16 protein-coding genes are annotated in these 18,569 nt (G+C 70.4%); 12 read left to right on the top strand and 4 right to left on the bottom strand.

Features of this window, described 5'->3' with window-relative positions:
- Nucleotides 1–404 precede the first annotated feature (404 nt).
- Both AC07F3_RS16245 and AC07F3_RS16240 read left to right on the top strand, forming a co-directional pair.
- Nucleotides 405–1,487 (top strand): NucA/NucB deoxyribonuclease domain-containing protein, encoded by a 1,083-nt coding sequence (locus AC07F3_RS16245; RefSeq protein ID WP_479114503.1) that lies wholly within the window; start codon nt 405–407, stop codon nt 1,485–1,487.
- A gap of 74 nt (nt 1,488–1,561) precedes the next feature.
- Nucleotides 1,562–2,218 carry a hypothetical protein gene (locus AC07F3_RS16240; protein ID WP_479114501.1) on the top strand — a complete coding sequence of 219 codons (657 nt, stop codon included), beginning with the start codon at nt 1,562–1,564 and terminating at the stop codon, nt 2,216–2,218.
- Nucleotides 2,219–2,317: 99 nt separating this feature from the next.
- Here AC07F3_RS16240 and AC07F3_RS16235 read toward each other — a convergent pair whose 3' ends face one another.
- Entirely contained in the window at nt 2,318–2,611 is a 294-nt protein-coding gene (locus tag AC07F3_RS16235; protein ID WP_114040194.1) for a hypothetical protein, read from the bottom strand.
- A gap of 354 nt (nt 2,612–2,965) precedes the next feature.
- Here AC07F3_RS16235 and AC07F3_RS16230 point away from each other — a divergent pair, with 354 nt between their 5' ends.
- Nucleotides 2,966–3,415 (top strand): SRPBCC family protein, encoded by a 450-nt coding sequence (locus AC07F3_RS16230; RefSeq protein WP_479114499.1) that lies wholly within the window; start codon nt 2,966–2,968, stop codon nt 3,413–3,415.
- A 129-nt stretch (nt 3,416–3,544) separates the two neighbouring features.
- On the opposite strand, the gene AC07F3_RS16225 is transcribed toward AC07F3_RS16230, so the two are convergent.
- Both AC07F3_RS16225 and AC07F3_RS16220 read right to left on the bottom strand, forming a co-directional pair.
- Complete coding sequence (locus AC07F3_RS16225; RefSeq protein WP_479114497.1) at nt 3,545–4,222, bottom strand: cysteine hydrolase family protein; 678 nt, start codon at nt 4,220–4,222, stop codon at nt 3,545–3,547.
- A gap of 97 nt (nt 4,223–4,319) precedes the next feature.
- A complete protein-coding gene (locus tag AC07F3_RS16220) occupies nt 4,320–5,558 on the bottom strand; it encodes an MFS transporter (protein ID WP_479114495.1) in 1,239 nt (412 codons plus the stop codon).
- A 135-nt stretch (nt 5,559–5,693) separates the two neighbouring features.
- On the opposite strand from AC07F3_RS16220, the gene AC07F3_RS16215 reads away from it, so the two are divergent.
- The 5 genes from AC07F3_RS16215 to AC07F3_RS16195 all read left to right on the top strand — a co-directional run bounded on the left by AC07F3_RS16215 (nt 5,694) and on the right by AC07F3_RS16195 (nt 11,389).
- Nucleotides 5,694–6,629, top strand: coding sequence for a LysR family transcriptional regulator (locus AC07F3_RS16215; protein ID WP_479114493.1), 936 nt, complete (start codon nt 5,694–5,696; stop codon nt 6,627–6,629).
- Between the two features lie 574 nt (nt 6,630–7,203).
- Nucleotides 7,204–8,571 carry a magnesium transporter MgtE N-terminal domain-containing protein gene (locus tag AC07F3_RS16210; RefSeq protein ID WP_479114492.1) on the top strand — a complete coding sequence of 456 codons (1,368 nt, stop codon included), beginning with the start codon at nt 7,204–7,206 and terminating at the stop codon, nt 8,569–8,571.
- On the top strand, nt 8,568–9,869 hold the full coding sequence (locus tag AC07F3_RS16205; RefSeq protein ID WP_479114491.1) for an NRAMP family divalent metal transporter: 1,302 nt from the start codon (nt 8,568–8,570) through the stop codon (nt 9,867–9,869). Before AC07F3_RS16210 ends, AC07F3_RS16205 begins: the two co-directional genes overlap by 4 nt.
- Nucleotides 9,870–10,259: 390 nt before the next feature.
- Complete coding sequence (locus AC07F3_RS16200) at nt 10,260–10,820, top strand: hypothetical protein (protein WP_479114489.1); 561 nt, start codon at nt 10,260–10,262, stop codon at nt 10,818–10,820.
- A gap of 38 nt (nt 10,821–10,858) precedes the next feature.
- Nucleotides 10,859–11,389, top strand: a complete 531-nt coding sequence (locus AC07F3_RS16195; RefSeq protein ID WP_479114487.1) for a hypothetical protein — start codon at nt 10,859–10,861, stop codon at nt 11,387–11,389.
- Here the strand turns inward: AC07F3_RS16195 and AC07F3_RS16190 are convergent.
- On the bottom strand, nt 11,379–15,155 hold the full coding sequence (locus AC07F3_RS16190; RefSeq protein WP_479114485.1) for a terpene synthase family protein: 3,777 nt from the start codon (nt 15,153–15,155) through the stop codon (nt 11,379–11,381). The two genes, AC07F3_RS16195 and AC07F3_RS16190, sit on opposite strands and share 11 nt — an antisense overlap.
- A 655-nt stretch (nt 15,156–15,810) precedes the next feature.
- Between AC07F3_RS16190 and AC07F3_RS16185 the strand changes: the two genes are divergently transcribed.
- The 4 genes from AC07F3_RS16185 (at nt 15,811) to AC07F3_RS16170 (ending at nt 18,555) form a co-directional block, all read left to right on the top strand.
- Nucleotides 15,811–16,473: a hydrolase gene (locus tag AC07F3_RS16185; RefSeq protein ID WP_479114483.1), complete on the top strand. Its 663-nt coding sequence runs from the start codon at nt 15,811–15,813 to the stop codon at nt 16,471–16,473.
- Between the two features lie 6 nt (nt 16,474–16,479).
- On the top strand, nt 16,480–16,989 hold the full coding sequence (locus tag AC07F3_RS16180; protein WP_479114481.1) for a DoxX family protein: 510 nt from the start codon (nt 16,480–16,482) through the stop codon (nt 16,987–16,989).
- A 13-nt stretch (nt 16,990–17,002) separates the two neighbouring features.
- Complete coding sequence (locus tag AC07F3_RS16175) at nt 17,003–17,590, top strand: Dps family protein (protein ID WP_479114479.1); 588 nt, start codon at nt 17,003–17,005, stop codon at nt 17,588–17,590.
- A gap of 185 nt (nt 17,591–17,775) precedes the next feature.
- The gene (locus AC07F3_RS16170) at nt 17,776–18,555 is read left to right on the top strand and encodes an alpha/beta fold hydrolase (protein ID WP_479114477.1); all 780 of its coding nucleotides are present in this window, start codon (nt 17,776–17,778) and stop codon (nt 18,553–18,555) included.
- The last annotated feature ends 14 nt before the right edge of the window (nt 18,556–18,569 follow it).

Below are 18,569 nucleotides of genomic sequence, written 5' to 3'. Positions count from 1 at the left end.
ACCCCGCCGATGCCCCCTACGACGCGGAATGAATCGCGTCTCCGACCGGCGCGGGAATGCGCCGACCTGGGAGCCGAGTCCGGAATTGCCGCGCAATCCCGATTCCACGGGATGATCTGATTCCCGAAACCCACGCGGGAAATGTGCTGCTCGGCTCCCTCATCCCGAAATCCTCGACGGTAGAGGCCGGAACTCACCCTCTTCCGGTATGCGGACGATGAGTTACGGACAACGATTCCCGCATCCTCCACCTGCGCAGACACCCCACAGCCAGCAGATGGGAAACGTCAACTCCCCGACCCCGCCGACCGAAAGCAGCCCCCTCGGCCCAACACGGCGTTGACGTTCCCATTTTCACCCCAGAACCATGGTTCCGCCCTGTCCGAGCGAAAGGACCATGATCGGTGAAAGCGAAACGAGGGGGAATCCTCCTGGCCGCACTCGTCGCGGTCAGCTCGGCATTCACGGGAGTCGCGTCGGCGGACGCCGCGCCCACGCCCCGGCCCCACCACAGCGCCACCGCCCAACTCACCCCGCTGACAACGCAGAACGTCGCCCCCGACGCGGCCGTGACCTGTACCGTCGGCCAAGTCAGAACGGACCGCACCAGCTCGTGCGCCTCCGGCGGTCTCCGCGTCGACTTCTACATCGAGCCCGAGCACCAATACCAGGGCAGTGCCAACTTCGCGTGGACATCGAACGTCCAGCTCGACGCCCGCGACCGGCACCGCTGGACCGACCAGGTCACCCTGCGCCTGCTGTCCACGACCGTCGCGGCCGCCGAACTCGGCGTCGCCACCCTCACCGAAACCTGCGGTCACTGCACGGCCACCGGCGGCACCCCGCAGATCACCACCCTGGGCACGACGCGGAACTGGGACATCGTCATCGACTCCCCCGGAGCCGTCACCAGCACCGACGCCCAGGCCCCGCACCTCCACTACGAGGCCGCTCCCTACACGCCGGTCAGCATCGACCTCGGCCCCAAGCTCAACGTGCGGTGCGACAACACCCCCCGCATGAGCCCTGCCGCCGCCGGGGGTTGCGTCTACCCCGACTACACGCCCACCTACGACATCTCCGTCACCGGCCCCTTCGACCAGGTGGCCTGGCACATCGACTGGGCCCAGCACAACCTCAAGAACCACTGGGGATGGCAAGGCCACGGCCCCGCGCTGACCCGCACCATGGACCAGGCGTTGACAGGCGCCAACCGGCGTACCGCCTGCCCGTCCTCGATCCCGCGCCCGCCCGGAAAGAGCTGCGACGAATACCCCTTCGCCTCCACCCATCAGGGCGCCAGCGCCAACCCGGACTTCTCCTGCCACATGGTCCCCGCCGCGCAGAACCGCCTCGAAGGCCGCGCCCGGCAATCCTGGTACAACAGCAACCGGCTTCTGGAGAACGACAAGTTCTGGGTCAACGTCGCCAACATCCCGACCGTCCGCAGCGGCGCCGCGATGCGCCCGCTGGTCCAGTGCCCGTAACACCGGGCGCGTAGCGTAAAACCCCTGGGGGACGGCGAAATCGCTGTCCCCCTTCCGCCGCAAGGAGCCCTGCCATGGCCTCGCTCATCGACCGCGTCTCCAGCCCTCACCTCTTCATTGCCCACGGCACGCTGGACCTCATCGACCTCGACACCTTCGACGACGTCCCCCTCGACCACACCGCCAACGGACTCGTCGCCGCGCGCGATGACTACGCCGCGATCGTCTGCGCCGTCGAAGGCGGAGACATCGGCGTCACCGCCGAACTCTGGGACGGCCCGCCCGCCCTTCGCCTGGACGACTGGCAGGACGCCGCCGAGGTCTCCTTCACCTGGACCACGGAGCGCATCTCCATCGGGCCCGGCGAAGCAGACCCCGCCGAAGCACCCGTTCTGACCTTGCCCGGCCCCGGCAGTTACCGCCTCCTGGTCCACGGGAAGAACCGCGACGACGGCGACGTACGCGAGCCCTCCGACCCCGTTGAGACCTACCTGCTCCAGCTCTGGCCCGCGCCCCTGGCCGACCCCGTCATCCACAAAGCCACCAGCGCCTACGGCGCCGCCCTGCGCGAGCCCGCCCCGGCACCCACCGGCCGGCGCCCCGACTGGTACGACCAGAAGACCAGCGGATACGGCCCCGACCACCCCGCGGCCCAACAGCAGGACGTCGCCCGAACTCCTGCGGTCGACCCCAGGGCCGAGCGGCCGGGCGGGGGCGGCCGACGGCTGTGAACCACCGCACCGCTGCTCGGCGGGCCGCCCGCAAGAGCAGTACCCAACAGCCGGGCGGGTGAGGCGCAGCCCTGCGGCACGCCGTACGTCACCGGTCTCTCAGGCGGTGCGGGAGAGCTTCTTCAGCACGTCCTGTGCGCGCTCGCCCTCGCGCACGCCGTCGACGACGGCTTGGTGGTAGGCGCGGCTGTCCTCCTCGGAGTGACACGGCACAGGACTGCCGACGAGGGTGTACCACTCGGAGGCGCCGGAGTACTGCACGGCCAGGTGCGCCTCGTGCTCCGACCAGGTGGTGTGGATGGTGAGGTCCCCCTGCATCTGGCCGAACCCCTCGGCCTGCACTACACCGGGAAGGACGTGGATGCCCACCGTGGTCCAAGATGCCCAGGTCATATCGTTCCCTTACTTTGCAGAAGCACCGGGCGAAGCCGGACCCGGTTGTCTCAAGTCTGACCTCTGACGACGCCCTGCTCACTCTGGGACACACGGTCCCCGAGCAGGGAGAGTCGCGCGCCGTGCCCCGCGTGCTCAGCACCAGGCGTCATGCGGCGCGGCTGTCCAGGCGGTTGGGCGGCACCACCGCGGGTCCCAGGCGGAAACCGTGCCTCTCCATCGATCGCGAATTCAGGACGTGTGACGTTCGGGGTTCATGGTCCGTGCCATCGGGGGCAGGCGAGCTGGCGGGGAGCGGGCCTCCCCCGCAAGACCGGCACTGCCGTCCGGTTCCGCAACCAGGAAGGACCCCTCATGTCGCAGGTCGAAGAATCCGTCGAGGTCGACGTTCCCGTGCGCACCGCCTACGACCAGTGGACCCAGTTCGAGACGTTTCCCCACTTCATGGACGGGGTGGAACGCATCGAGCAGCGCACCAGCACGATGACCCACTGGGTCGCGAAGATCGGTGGCGTGGAGCGCGAGTTCGACGCCGAGATCACCGAGCAGATCCCCGACGAGCGCGTCGCCTGGACGACCCTCGGCGGCGAGGTGAAGCAGGCGGGTGTCGTCACCTTCCACCGCCTGAGCGACAGCAGCTGCAAGGTGATGCTGCAGCTGGAGTACGACCCGGACGGCTTCGCCGAGAACCTCGGCGACAAGCTCGGCTTCGTCAAGCGTCAGGTCACCGGAGACCTCAAGCGCTTCAAGAAGTACATCGAGGAGCGCGGCCACGAGACGGGGGCCTGGCGCGGCCAGGTCTGACCGTCGGAGCATCTGTAGCGTCATCCGCCCGCAGGGGACGCCGCGCCAAGAGGGCACGGCGTCCCCACCGCTACCGGCTCCCGACCCAAAGGTTTCATGCCATCCAGCCGCTCCCCCACGTGCATGCAACTACCGGAGTGATGCCGGTGGTGATGCCCAGGGCGGGGGCAGCGGGCTGACGGTTTCGGGCCCGACGCGCTCTCCCTGTCCGTCGGCGCGCAGCAGGCCGTGCAGCTCGGTGGTGTCGATGATGTGGGCCCGTGAGGGGAGGACATCTCGGAGCAGGACGTTGTGGACGTCCGGGTCCGGATCGGCGACGCCGTCGGACAGAATGTAGAGCTGGTAGTCGCGGTCGGCCGCGTCGAGGACAGTGGACAGGACGACTCCGCTGGTGCTGACGCCGGAAACGACCAGTGTAGTGATGCCGCGCGCACGTAGTTGCTGGTCGAGATCGGTGGTGGAGATGCCGCCGTAGCGGGTCTTGCGAACGACGATGTCGCCGTCCTGGGGGGCTAGGCTCTCGTGGATGGCGGCGGCGGGGTCCGCTTCGTGCAGGACGCGGTGTTGGGCCAGCGGGGCGAAGGACTTGTTGAAGGCCGGGATCGCGTCCCAGTCGGCGTCGGTGAAGCCGACGCGTACGTAGGCGATGGTGCCGCCGTGTGCGCGAACCTCGGCGATGGCCGCTTCCATGCGGCCGATGAGGGCGTCGCGCTCCTCTCCCTCGGGCACAAAAGCCAGGGTCGCGGGCTGGTAGTCCATGACGAGCAGCGCGGTGCGCGCGGGGTTCAGAGCGAGGGCCGTGCTCACGTGGGGCTTCTCCTTGGTGGTGGTGTACCGGGTGGACGCGGCGCCCGCTGTCCGAGCGCGCCGTGGCTGCGGGCTCCGGTCGGCGGGGTGCGCTGCCTCACGACGTGCTGGGGGACAGTGCCGGGTTGGGCTGCGTCTGGTCCTGGCGGGGAAGCAGAAGCGGGGTGGTGAGGATGAGCAGTCCCGCGACCGTGAGGGCGGTGCGTGCGCTGGTGGCGTCGGCGAGCAGGCCGGCGAGTGCGGTGAGGACGGCGATGGACGCCTGCTGGCCGATCGACCAGGCCGACAGGGTGCGGGCGACCAGATGCTTGGGGGTGTGTTCCAGCCGGTAGGTGGCGAGCACCGGGCTGTACAGGCTCATGTTGACGATGATCGCCAGCTCGACGGCCATCACCGTGAGGAGACCGACGACACCGGGACCGACGAAGGCCAGGCCGATCAGCCAGATGGCGCGCAGGGTGCCGACGGTCCGGAAGACCCAGTGCCGTCCGAAGCGGGCCACGACACGGCGGGCCAGCCGCGACCCGATGAGGCCGCCGAGGCAGGGGGCGGCGAAGGCGAGGCCGTACTGCCAGGGCGGAAACCCGAGCTGGCGCAGCAGGAGCACGGCCAGGAGCGGCTCGGTGGCCATGATCAGACCGCCGACGAGCATCTGGTTGAGGTAGAGCGGCCGCAGCCCGGGGTGGCTCAGGATGTGGCGCCAGCCGTCGAGCAACGCACTCGCCCGGACCGGGCTCTTGTCGCTGGCTCGTGGCGCTTCTTCCTGGCCGCGGATCGCGGTGATGCCCAGGGCGGAGAGGAGGTAGCTGAGGGCGTCGGCCACCACCGTGGTGACCGGCCCGAGCAGGCCGATGGCCGCCCCGCCGAGTGGCGGGCCCACCGCGATGGAGCTCCAGTTCGTGGACTCGAACCGCGCGTTGGCGACGAGCAGGTCATCCGGCCGGACCAGGGCCTTGAGGTAGGCCCCGCCCGCCGCGTTGAACGTGATCTTGGCTGCGGCGACCACGGCCGAGACCAGAAGCAGCTGGACGAAGCTGAGCCGACCGAGGGCGTAGGCGACCGGGACGGTCGCCATGGCCGCGAACCGGGCCACATCCATCATGATCATGACGGGGCGCTTGCGCCGGAACTCCACCCATGGGGCGAGCGGCACCGCGATCAGGGCGCCCACCGCGGGGCCCACCGCGGACAGCGCGGACACCTCAGCGGGCCCGGCGCGCAACACCACCACTGCGATCAGCGGCAGAGCCCCGAACCCCAGCCCGGAGCCGTAGGCGCTCACCGCGTACGCCGCCCACAACCAGCCGAACTGCCGGCCCAGCCGTCTCCTGCCCACTCAGCTCGCCCCCTTCGATGCCCGCCCGAACAAACCGATGTTGACCAGAGAGAGCTAAGCGGCCGCACTTCGGCAGGTCAAACAACCAGCCTGCCCCGCACCCACAACCAATGGTTGTTCCTTATGGTGTCCGGCATGGATCTCGAAGCAGTGCGCACCTTCGTCGCCGTCGCCGATGCGGGCCGGTTCCAGCTGGCCGCCGCCGACCTGTCGATCACCCAGCAGGCCGTCTCCAAACGCATCGCCGCGCTGGAGCGCGCCGTCGGAGTCCGCTTGCTGACCCGCGCTCCACGCGGGGCCGAGCTCACCATCGACGGACGGGCGTTCCTGCCGCACGCCCGCGAGCTGCTGCGCAGCGCCGAACGCGCCGTCGCATCCGTACGCCCCGGAAGCCGCCCCCTGCGCGTGGACGTGATCAACTCGCGCGGCGCGGCATCGAGCCTGATGCGGGGCTTCCACCGCGCGCACCCCGGGATCGACCTTGACGTGATGATGTTGTTCGGCATCGAGACGGCCGTCACCGCCATTCGCTCCGGTGAGATCGACGCCTCCTTCCGCGCCGTCTCCGCGCCCGGCCACCCCCTGCCCGAGGACATCGAGTCCGTCCGGGCACTCGATGAACCGCTTCAGCTGCTGGTCGGCGCCGACCACGCACTGGCGGGCGCCCGGTCGGTGGCCGTCGCCGAACTCACCGGGCACCGCATCTGGATGCCCGGCGTCGTGCCCGGCACCGAGTGGGGCGCCTACTACGACGACCTGGTCGCCGCATTCGGTCTCACCATCGAGGCGACCGGCCCCAACTTCGGCTCCGACGCACTCCTCGACACCATCGCCGACACACCGGCGCTGGCCACCTTCGTGGGCGAGGACACCCGCCTCGTCTGGCCCGCCGACCACGGCCTGCGCCGCATCCCGGTGACCGATCCGGTGCCCGTCTACCCGCACTCGCTCCTCTGGCACCGCGACAACACCCATCCGGCGCTGGCCACGCTCCGCATCCACCTCAGTGACGCGGCGCTGGGCCACGACGCCGAAGGGACCTGGACGCCGGGCTGGGTGTCTCCACGCTGAGCGCCCCGGCATCAACAGCGTGACCGGCGTCGGCCGTGCCCGCCATGGGCCTGAGCAGCAACGTCCGTGCCGCAAGCGGTGCATGTGCGCGGGCCGGGCCTTCAAGTGCTGCGCAGAAAGCGGGAGTTACGAGGCCCGCCGCGACCGCACCGGGTCGGCGAGGCGAGTTTTCCTGTGGCGGGCCCCTGTTCGACGCCCGTTCGGACCCAAGCGCCGCTTGCGCAACTAGGCAAGTAATTCCGGTATGCTGCCCAGGCGCCGCGCTCATCCAGACCTCCCCTGCCGGAGGTTGGGTGCGCAGGGTTCGAGCACCGCCGAGAGCTGCCATCTGGCTGAGCCGGTGTCAGCTGGGACGACGGAACGTTGGGTGCTCACGAGCGGGGGGAGGCGAAATGGACAGTAGTCCGGGCCATAGTCGGCCCCACCTGTCGTGTTCTTCGTCATCTCTCCGCGACACCAGGTAACCGCCGCACCCCGTGCTCCCGTCCCGGCGCCGCTCGTCCGGCCGGGGCGGCACGGGCGGCTCGACCTGGTGTTGCCCGGTCCCGCCACGGCGGGTTCAGGGGGTTTCTCCTTGTCTGCCAACCAGCTGTTCATGACCACCTCCGCGCGTCTGCGCGACCGTCGGGTGAAGCTCGCACGCCGTGCCACCGCCGCGAAGACGGTGCGCAGTTCCCTGGTGTCCCTGGCAGGTCTGACCGGCGGTCCCGTCACCAATCAGGCCGGGGAGGACGTCGGCCGCGTGGTCGACGTGGTGGCCCGGCTGTACGGCACGGACCCCTACCCGCCGGTGACGGGCCTGGTCATCCGCGTGGGACGGCGACGCGCCTTCCTCCCCATCGACGCCGTGGAACACGTCGACGCGGGCCGGGTCCGGCTGCGGTCGGCGCGGATGGATCTGCGCGAGTACGAGCGCCGCCCGGGTGAGGTGCTCCTGGCCCGCGACGTGCTCGACCATCAACTCGTGGACGTGGATGGCATCCAGGTCACCCGGGCCGCCGACCTGTACCTCGCACCCCTCGCCGAACGCATCGTCCTGGTCGGCGTGGATGTCTCGCTACCCACCCTGTTGCGCAGGCTGGGGCCGCGGCGCTGGCAGGTTCGGCCCACCCCCGAACGCGTGCTGGACTGGCAGTCGGTGGCCCCGTTCGCCGAGCACGCCACCGAAGGACCGGCCGAGGTCAGCCTCCGCGGTACGCGCTCCTCACTGCACCAGCTCCGGCCCGCGGACCTCGCCGACGTCCTGGAGGACCTGGGCCGCGCGGAGCGCCAGCAGTTGCTGACCTGGCTCGAACCCGGGCACGCCGCCGACGCCCTGGAGGAGATGGAGCCCGGCGAACTGGAGAACCTTCTGCGCGAGGCAGGCCCCTCCTACGCCGCACAGATGCTGGGCGAGATGGAACCAGACGAGGCCGTCGACGCGTTGCGCGACCTCGGCGCGGGCGAGCGCAGCACCCTCCTGGACCGCATGGCGCCAGCGCAGGCCAGCAACCTGCGCGGGCTGCTGGCCCGCCCTGAGGACACCGTGGGCGGCGCCATGACCACACGGCTCGTCACCGCGCAGCGCGAGCACACCATCGCCCAGGTCCGCGGCCAGCTGGCCGAACAGGCCGAGCACCGCACCGAGATCGACGCCGTTGCCGTCGTGGACGCCGGCGGCCGGCTGATCACCGACGTTCCGCTGTTCCACCTCACCGTGGCCGAGGACACCTCGACCATGGGTGATGTGGTGGACTGGCTCGCCCAGTTCGGGCTGCAGATCGCCGTCCGTCCCGACACCTCCATCGACGAGGCCGCCGATCATCTACTGGCCTCCCGTGCGTCCTCCCTGCTGGTGATCGACGAGAACGAGATCCCGCTGGGGCGCATGCTCGCCGACGACATTCTCGACGCGCTTCTCCCCGAGCGCGGACGCCGCCACTTCCGGAGGTTCTTGCAGTGACCAGCGACGCAGACACCACCGAAGGGGACGTCGCCCCTCAGGGCACCCGGCAACCGGCGCCTCGCAGAGGCTGGCGGAAGATCGTCGCCGTATCGGCCGTCGCGGGACCGGGCCTGGTCGCCGCCAACGCGGGCAACGACGCCGCGGGCATCGCCACGTACGCCTCCGCCGGTTCTCAGTTCGTCTACTCCACCCTGTTCTTCATGGTGCTCGTCACCGTCGCCCTGGTGATGGTCCAGGAAATGGCGGTCCGGCTCGGTGCGTACACCGGCAAAGGACTGGGCGCCCTGATCCGCGAACAGTTCAGCCTGCGCCTGACCGCCCTGGCCGTGTTCTGCCTGCTGCTGGCCAACACCGGTCTCGTGGTTTCCGAATTCGCCGGGATCGGCGCCGCGTTCGAGCTCCTCGGCGTACCCAAGTGGGCCGTCATCCCCCCGGCCGCGCTGCTGCTGTGGGCCTTGGTGCTGTTTGGCTCCTACCGATGGGCCGAGCGCATCTTTCTGATCATGTCGCTCGCCTTCTTCTCGTACCCCGTCGCCATGATCCTCGGCCACCCCGACTGGAGCGAGGTCGGCTCACACCTCGCGATCCCGCACATGGAGGGCAGCCAGGCGTTCATCCTGCTCGCGGTCGCGCTGATCGGCACCACGGTCAGTCCCTACATGCAGTTCTACGCCGCGGCCGGAGTCGTGGACCGCGGCGCGAAGCCCGAGGACTACAAGCTGATCCGGGCCGACGCCATCCTGGGCGCCGTGTTCGCCTGCCTCATCAGCCTGACCATCATCATCGCCACCGCCGCGGCCATCGGAGGAACGGGCCCCCTGCAATCCGCCGCCCAAGCGGCCCAGGCGCTCAAGCCCGTCGCCGGGCAGGGCGCCGAACTTCTCTTCGCGTTCGGCCTGATCGGAGCCTCCGCTCTGGCTGGAGCCGTGGTGCCGCTGTCCGCCAGCTACGCGATCGGGGAAGCCGCCGGGGTCGAACGCTCCGTCTCCCGCCGCTTCCGCGACGCACCCCTGTTCCTCGGCCTGTTCACCGCCCAGATCATCCTCGGAGCGGCCGTCGCCCTCACCCCCGTCAACGTCATCCAGCTCCTCATCGGCACCCAGGTGCTCCAGGGCCTGATCAGCCCCATCGTCCTGGTCTACCTCCTCGTCCTGACCAACCGCCGCACCGTCCTGGGCGCCGCGGCCAACGGACCGCGCTACCGCATCGCCGCCACCATCGTCGTACTGGCCGTCGCCGCCATGTCCACCATCCTCCTCGTCCAGACCATCCTGAGCTGGCTCGGCTGGGCCTGAACCCGGGCACTGCGGGCGCCATCCGTCGAACCGCACCGGATATGGCCCCTGCTCCTTGTCCCGGGCAGCGACAAGGAGCACGATGGGAAGCGGAGGCAGAGCGTCCGCATGGGTCGGAGGCGACTGCCGTACAGGCACCGGAGTCGTCGCATCACGACTCCCCCGGCCGAACCCACCCGCGCCGTCCTGGGTGGCGACGGCCCCCATTCCTGCCGGGCACGCTGTCGGACGACGGCGCTCTTGATGGATGAAGAAGGTTCGCCATACGACAACGTCGGCGTTGACGCGTCCCACCCCTTCGGTGAGTGCGCGGCCGCGGCCCCCGGGTGAGGGAAACGGCCGGGCCCGGAGGGCCGCGGTGCGCCAGGCCGCCAACGAGCGGAGGACTCGATGTCCCTCACCGTCGTCATAATCATCATCGTCGCCGTCGTGCTGGTGCTCATCGCGTGCGCGGTCGCGGTGCGCATGACCATGGTCCGTCGCCGCAGGCTGCAAGAGCGGTTCGGCCCCGAGTACGAGCGCACCGTGGAGGCGCAGGACAGCCGCCGGGCGGGCGAGCACGAGCTGCGTGAGCGCGAGGAACGCCACGACGCCCTGGACATCAGGCCGCTGCCGGCCGCTGCCCGCGACCGCTACGCCCAGGACTGGGCGCAGGTGCAGGAGCAGTTCGTCGACCGGCCCGACGACGCCGTCCACGACGCGGACCGGCTCGTGACGACGCTCATGGGCGAGCGCGGCTACCCCACCGAAGGGTACGAGCAGCAGCTCAAGGACCTGTCCGTCGAACACGGGAAGACCCTGGAGCACTACCGCGCCGCCCATGACGTCAACGAACGCAGCAGCCGCCATCAAGCGACGACCGAGGAACTGCGCGGCGCGATGGTGCACTATCGCGCACTGTTCGAGGAACTGCTCCACAACGGATGCCGGCCCGGCCAGGGCACGGCATGAGCCCACGTCCCATGGCAGGCGCCCAGCGGAGCCCGACCGTGACGTTCGACCAACTGCGACGTACGGATGGATGTGTAGAGATGCGTGACACGGAAACACCCCGACCCGATGACAGCGGCGCTCTGACCACGGAGGACCTGGCCGGCACCGGGCAGCAGGACATCGAGAGCGAGGCGCCGGGACTCGACGACACCGCGCCCGCATACCCCGGTGAGGCCACCACCGGCGGTCGGGAGGAGCGACGGGATGATGCCGGGCAGGTATCCGACCATGTAGGCGACGACTCGGAAGCCGCTCAGGACAACGAACCGCTGCTGGGGGCCGAACAGGAGGAGTTCCGCGCCAGGTGGCAACGGATCCAGAGCCAATTCGTCGACGACCCGAAGGACTCCGTCAACGCGGCCGACCAGTTGGTCGCCGAGACGATGCAGGCCCTGGCCACGACCTTCTCGACGCACAAGCGCGACCTCGAAAACCAGTGGCATCGCGGCGAGGAGGTGGCGACCGAGGATCTGCGCGTCGCACTGCAGCAGTACCGCTCGTTCTTCAACCGGCTGCTCAGCACCTGACCGCCGCGCTCCCCGCGCCGTCTGTCTCCACACTGCCCGGAGGTGTCACCGCCTGAGGAAAGGTGAACAGTTGCCCGGCATCGTAGGCGGCCTTGACGCGTTGCATCTTCGGGTAGTTCGCGCCGTGGTAGGCCTCCTGCCAGTCGGTGAGTTCGGGGTCCATGCCATTGGTGTAGCCCCCGGCTCCGAGATGGGTGTGCATGGCGCCGTGGATGTCACGGAGCCACGCGAGCCGCCGCTCGACGTGCGTGCGGTCGGTGAACTGGTGCCAGTAGGAGTGGTACTGGACGACACCGACGGCTGAGCGGTGGGGGAAGGCGGTGGCGTGGGAGGGCCGGTCGTTGACCGCACCGCCGAGGGCGTCGATGAGCAGACCGCCAGCCCCGCCCACGCCGGGGAGATGGTGCAACTCCTCGACGCACGCGGCCATTTCGGCTGCTGAAGCCGAGTCGAGTGGTTCACGCACGATGTGGGACTTCGCCGCGAACGCGACTCGGGGGCCCCAGGTGCCGCCGCCCCAGCGGTCGGCTTCGCAGGCGGCCCGCGTGTAGTCGCAAGGGACGATCACCCGGCCGCTTTCAGGCCCGCCCACCGCCGCGACCAGGCGGTCCAGTACGGGTTCGAGCTCCCCGGGCGAGCCGATGAAGGTGCCGGTCACCGTGGGCAGCGAGGGCATGCCGCAGTCGCTGAGCTGCTCGAAGGCACTGCACACCGCACGCGGGGTCGTGGGGTCGGCGTTGAAGACCGTCCAGCCCTGGATCACGGAAGCGGTCGCCGTGGCGGGCCAGGTGACCATGAACCGCGTGTAGGTGAGGTCACGGATGTCCTCGGTGGCGAATTCCAACGCAGTGACCACGCCGAAGTTGCCTCCGCCTCCACCACACAGGGCCCAGAACAGGTCGTCCGCCGGGGACGGTGAGTCCGGGCGTACCCGGCGGACTCGGCCGTCCGCGGTGACGATCTCGATCTCGGTCAGACGGTCGCAGGCCAGCCCCCACGCTCGGGTGAACGCGCTCAGCCCTCCACCGAGGGTGACCCCGGCCAGCCCGATGGTCGGGCACCGGCCCAGCGGCAGCCCGGCTCCTGCCGCGCCGAGCGCCAGGTGGGCCTGCCCGCCTTTGACGCCGGCTCCGAACAGCGCCCGTCCCCCGCCCACATGGGCGGAGTTGAGCGAGCTGACGTCGAGCACGAGGCCGGGCCCGGTGGAGTACCCGGCGTAGCTGTGGCCACCGGAGCGCAGGGCCAGCGCGATGCCCTCGGCCCTCGCGAAGTTCACGCATTCCACTACGTCCTGGACATCGGCCGGGTAGGCGATCGCCTGCGGGCGGATGCCGTCGAAGCGTTGGTTGACCAGCAGGCGGGCCTGCTCGTAGGCGGCCTGCTCCGGCGTCAGGAGCACGCCGCGCAGCCCGGCGTGCAGCGCCGACCAACCGTTGCGGGACGTGCCTGACAGCGACCGGCGAGCTGTTGGCGTGGGGACACGGGCGCCGGGCAGCGCCGGAATGGTGGGGACCCGGGCGGAACGCAGGGCGGACAGGGTGTGGAGGTCGGTGAGCACCGGGTAGTCGAACGGCAGCGGGCGCGGGCCGACCTGGTCGGGCGGCGAGGTGAACCCGCCGTCGGGGTCCTGTTTGTCCAGCAGATAGGTGACCGCCCGGCCGACCGCGAGCGGGTCGCCGTGGCGCGCCAGAACGGGAACGGCCTGCGCGGTGGACAGCACGTCGCTGGGATCGTCGGGCAACTGGCCCCAGCCGCCGTCGAGGTGCTGTGTGGCGGCCAGACGTGCCACCGACCGAGAGGTGGCTGCGGCGATCCGGGCAGCCACCTCCGGATTCGTCACGGGGATCGCGTGGAGCGCGTCCAGGGCCCGCAGGATGGCGCTGGACTCGCTGACCGTCCAGCTGCGCTCGAAGGTGCCGTCGGGAAGCTGCGCGTTCAGAACGAACTCCAGTGCCCCAGCGAGGAGTTCCTCGTGCTGTGCCGCGTCGCGGGCCAGCGCGAGGATCGCGCCGGCGGTCATGTCCAGATCCGGCGCGTCGCCGCGCACCCAGGTGGGGAAGGCGCCGTCCGGACCGGCGATGTCGGTCAGGTACCGGGTCGCCCGCTCAAGGGCGCCTCGGTGGCGGTCAGGTGCGGCCGCGTTAAGGAACTCCATGCACCGGGTCGTGGTGTCCACATCGGTCTGCCGCATGCCCGTGGCGAACGGCCAGCCCCCGTCCGGGGCCTGCCAGGACGCCACGAGATCAGCCATCCGGGCGGTGAACGGCGCCAGGGCGTCTTCGCCGGTGAAGGCAAGTCCCGCCACGGCGGTGAGCCACAGGTCCTGACTGTCCAGGAACGGCATGCCGTCGTCGGCGTTGATCGCCAGGCACAACCGCAGCACGCCGTCGTCGAGCACTTTCGCACCCGGACGGAAGGTGCGCACGGCGTGCAGCCCGAGCAGGTGGGTGGTGGCGCTGGCCTCCCACAACACCCTGTCCTGTCCCAAGGACATCAGTGACACCAGACGAGCCCGTTCCGCGTCGGTGACCGCGTACGGACGGCCGCTGGCGTGCGCGTGGATGACCCGCGTCGACAGAAGATGCACGTCGGTGAAGGTGGTGATGCCGTCGGGCCCGGCCGCCGCCGGAGCGTCCACGTGATCGACGGGCGCCCCGCACAAGAGGTGCAGCACCGTGGCCAGCATGGCGGACTTGAGCCGTCCTCGCCCGGCGGTGCCGCTGCTGACCGTCGTCGGCAGGTCGGCCGCCAACTCCGTTGCCCGCCCGGCCATGGCCGCCGGGTCCAGACAAGCGTCGATCAGCAGGGCGTCGAGGCGGCTCGCACCCGGCCGACGCCCTTCAAGGAAGCGCGTCAGCCGGTTCTGCTCCCCCGCTGCCACCCCTTGTGCGCGCAGCAGGGCCAGCAACAGCGCGGACTCCAGCACACGGCTGGCGCACCGGTCGTCCACGCCGCCACGCGTATCCAGGGCGGCGGCCAAGTGCTGGGTGAGTGCGCGCACGCCCCGCTCGTGAGGGTCGGCGGTGACGCCCGCGCCTGTGGGGTTGCGGTGGGTTTCCCGTTGCCAGGCCAGCGATCCGTCCCGAACCTGGCGGATCGGCGCCGCCCGCTCGCCGCCCGCGATCCCGTCGAAGTCGTCCATCCGCTCCGCCAGCATGCTCCGGGCCCGCGACGCCGCCTGGGACCGGCTGCACCGGTGGTGGCGGGCCAGCACACCGACGAGGTTGTCCGTACCCTCGTCGAGTTCCCGCGGCGCGGACCGCACGTCGTTGGTCCAGGCGACGATGTCGGCGGCCGCGTCCCGCAACCCATCGAGCTCCCCGGCCGCGGGCAGAGCGCGTTCCACCACGGCGAGCACCGGCAGCACCGTGATGGTGCGGCGGCGCAGCGCCAAGTAGTCGTCGAGTCCGAGCCGTTCACCCCGGGCACGCAGCCGCATCTCGGTGCAGGTGGCGTCGGCGAAGTCCTGGTACAGCGCGAGGAAGCGTTGTCTCCATCCCGGCCGGGCCGCGATCCTGGTGCGCTGCCACAGGTCGGCGAGAGCGTGCACCGCGGGCGCCGCCGATACGGGACACCTGGTTCCGTCCGCGCCCCCGATGACGTCGAGGAGCTGATCCAGCACGGCCCTGGCCTGCTCCGGCGACGTGCCCTGCTCATCGAAGCCGTCGTCGACCAGCGCGATCAAGGCGCTCCACTGCGCGAGAATTCCCAGCTCCGCGCTGCCGGCATGGGGGGCAAGCCAACCGGCCAGGCGCCCGTGCCCCATCCGCGCCAGCCGACGCTGCTGCTCCTCCCCGGGGACGAGGCCATGGCCCAACGCCCAGTCCCGGGCCTGGCGTTCGGCCTCAACCCAGCGGGCATTGCATACCGCGATCGCTTGCATGCACGTTGTAATCATCGGAGAGAAAGCTACCGGAATGGAGTACTCCGTAAAGCGTGTTCGAGGAAGCTGCCGCGGGCGAGCAGCCTCACCGGCGACGGCCGCAGACGGGAGAAGTTCATGGCCCGCCCTCCTTCGCGCCGACCTGGCCCGGGCGCTCCAACTGCCCGAACTGCGCCTGGCGCCCGTCCACGTCGGCCTTCACCTGGCCAGTCCGGCCGTCCGGAATAAGCCGTGCACGACCGGCGGGTGTCCCACTGCGTCACCCCGGTTCGAGTGGCCGACGCGTAACCGTCCAGCGGTCCGGACAGCAGGAACCGTGCGTGGAGTGCGCGGTGGGTTAGTGCCTCAGGTGGCCCGGCCGCGGGCGGTAAGCGATCCCGCCGACGGGCCCGCACCGGGCTCGGACGAGAGTGCGCTGTCGTGCCACAGCCCGTTCGCTCACGGGCAACTCTCCTCACCCGGGCCTCCGTAGTTTCGGGGTGTGCCGCGGCGCGTCATCGCGGCGGCCTTCCTTTCCGCCCTACCAAGAGGTCCACCCATGTTCGACATCGACAACGTGCACGCAGCCCCGAGCGGTGATCTGCTCACCCCCGACAACTCGGTCATGCTCTTCGTCGACCATCAGCCGCAGATGTTCTTCGGCACCGGGAGCGGCGACCGTGCCGCCATCATCAACAGCACGGTCGGCCTCGCGAAGGCGGCGGTGGCCTTCGACGTGCCGGTCGTCCTGACCACCGTGGCCGCCGAATCGTTCTCCGGGCCGTTGCTGCCGCAGCTCGCCGACCTGTTCCCCGACCACGACATCGTCGACCGTACGTCGATGAACGCCTGGGAGGACGAGGCGCTCGTCGCCGCGGTCAAGGCGACCGGACGCCAGAAGATCATCCTCTCCGGTCTGTGGACCGAGGTCTGCCTCGTGCTTCCCGCGCTGTCCGCGCTGGAACAGGGCTACGAGATCTACGTGGTGTCGGATGCCTCCGGTGGCGTGAGTCCCCTCGCGCACGAGCACGCCGTCCAGCGGATGACGGCCGCCGGCGCGGTGCCGGTGACATGGGTCCAGGTACTGCTGGAACTCCAGCGCGACTGGGCGCGCACCGAGACGTACGGCGCCGTGATGGAGATCGTCAAGGCGCACGCGGGCGCTTACGGGCTCGGCGTCGTGTACGCCCAGAGCCTGCTCGGCGCGCACGCGGCCGGCTGACGGACCGTGGACACCGGCATCCTGATCCTGCGTCTGCTCGTGGGCCTGCTCGTCGCGGGCCACGGCGTGCAGAAGGTCAGTTGGCACCTCGGTGGAAAGGGGCTGGCCGGCGGCACGCAGGAGTTCAGCTCCGACGGTTTCCGCGGCGGCACGCTCACCGCGCTCGCGGCCGGCGGCGGTCAGATCGGCTCCGGGCTGCTGCTGGCCGCCGGCCTCCTCACTCCGCTGGCGGCGACCGGAGCCATCGGCGTCATGACCGTCGCCCTCACCGTGAAGTGGCCCAACGGCCTCTGGGTGCAGAACGACGGCTACGAGTACCCGCTGGTGCTCATCGTCACGTCCGGCTCCCTCGCCGCCATCGGGCCCGGCGCGTTCTCCCTCGACGCCGCCCTCGGACTGGCGTCGTACCCCCTGTGGTGGACGGCCCTCGTCGTCGCGGCGGGGGCGGGCAGCGGCCTGCTCACCCGACTCGTACTGCACCGCCCGAACCCGTCGCGCCCCACCTACACCCTGTGAACTGGAGCATCCGTTGCCCACTGCCCCCACTGCCTCGCCCGCACGGAGCGGCGGCCAGCCGCTGCTTCACCAGAGCGGACCCGAGACCCAGGCCTTCGGCACCCTGAAGCAACTGCCCATCGGCCTGAGCCACGACACCCGGCTGTACGCCTGCCAGCGACTCAACCGTGTGCTCGCCGACACCCAGATCCTGTACTCCCTCTACAAGAAGCACCACTGGCTGATGCGGGGAGCCACCTTCTACTCCCTCCACCTCATGCTGGACAAGCACGCGGACGAACAACTGGCCGTCGTGGACGCCCTGGCCGAGCGGATCCAGAGCCTGGGCGGCGTCGCCGTCGCCGACCCGCGCCATGTCGCGGAGCTGACCTCCGTTCCCCGCCCGCCGGACGGTGTCGAAGAGGTCCCGGTCATGCTGTCGCGCCTGCTCGACGCCCACGAGCGCATCCTGATCGACACCCGCGATGCCGCAGCTCGCATCTCCGCCGAGGGAGACGAGGGCAGCACAGACCTCCTCGTCTCCCAGGTCCTGCGCACCGGCGAAGCGCAGGTGTGGTTCCTGGCGGAGCACCTCGTCGACACCCCGCTGGTGCGCGCGTAGGAGGACGGACGAAGGGCGTCGCGGCCATAAGCACCACCCCTGGTGGCCCGGCCAGTCCGTACGACGCCTTCGGCCCCTCCCCCGCCCCGCCGGGCGGCGTGCACAGCAACGTGCTCGGCCGGTCGCCCTTCCTCGGCTCAGCCAGGACGTATCAACCCCAACCACCCATGCACTGAAGGAGTTTCATGTCTTCGACCCATCGTCCCGGCCCGGCGGATGCGGCCACACCAGCCTCGGACACCGCCGAGCCGCAGCACCCCGGGCCCACCGTCGTCCTCGTTCACGGCGCCTTCGCCGACGCCTCCAGTTGGAGCGGCACCATCCGTCGACTGCACCACGCGGGCCACCGGGTCATCGCACCCGCCAACCCGCTGCGCGGCCTCTCCGGCGACGCCGACTATCTGCGCGGCGTCCTCGCCACCGTCGAAGGCCCCGTCGTGCTGGTCGGCCACTCCTACGGGGGTGCGGTCATCAGCAGCGCGGCCGTGGGCAACAGCCAGGTGAGGGCCCTCGTCTACATCGCCGCCTTCGCTCCCGACCGCGGCGAGAGCGCGCTGGAGCTGTCCGGCAAGTTCCCCGGCTCCACTCTCGGCGAGACCGTCCAGGAGCTGCCGTACCCCCTCCCCGAGGGCACCGGTACCGAACTCGTCATCGACCAGGCGAAGTTCCCCGGTCAGTTCGCGGCCGACGTGCCCCTCGCCGACGCCTCGGTGCTGGCAGCGACCCAGCGTCCGGTGGCTACGGCCGCGCTGGAGGAGGCGGCCGGGGACGCGGCGTGGAAGTCGATCCCGTCGTGGGCGCTCATCGCCACCGCGGACAAGAACATCCCCCCGGCCGCCGTGCGGTGGATGGCCGAGCGCGCAGGCTCGCAGGTCACCGAGGTCGACGCCTCGCACGCCGTTGCGGTGTCACGGCCCGATGCCGTCGCCCGCGTCGTTCTCGACGCCATCCGCAGCACCTGCTGAACAAGCCTCCGACC

The sequence above is a fragment of the Streptomyces sp. NPDC045846 genome (assembly GCF_056431605.1).
Note: the sequence above shows the minus strand (reverse complement) of the source record. Positions and strands in the feature narration are given on the sequence as shown.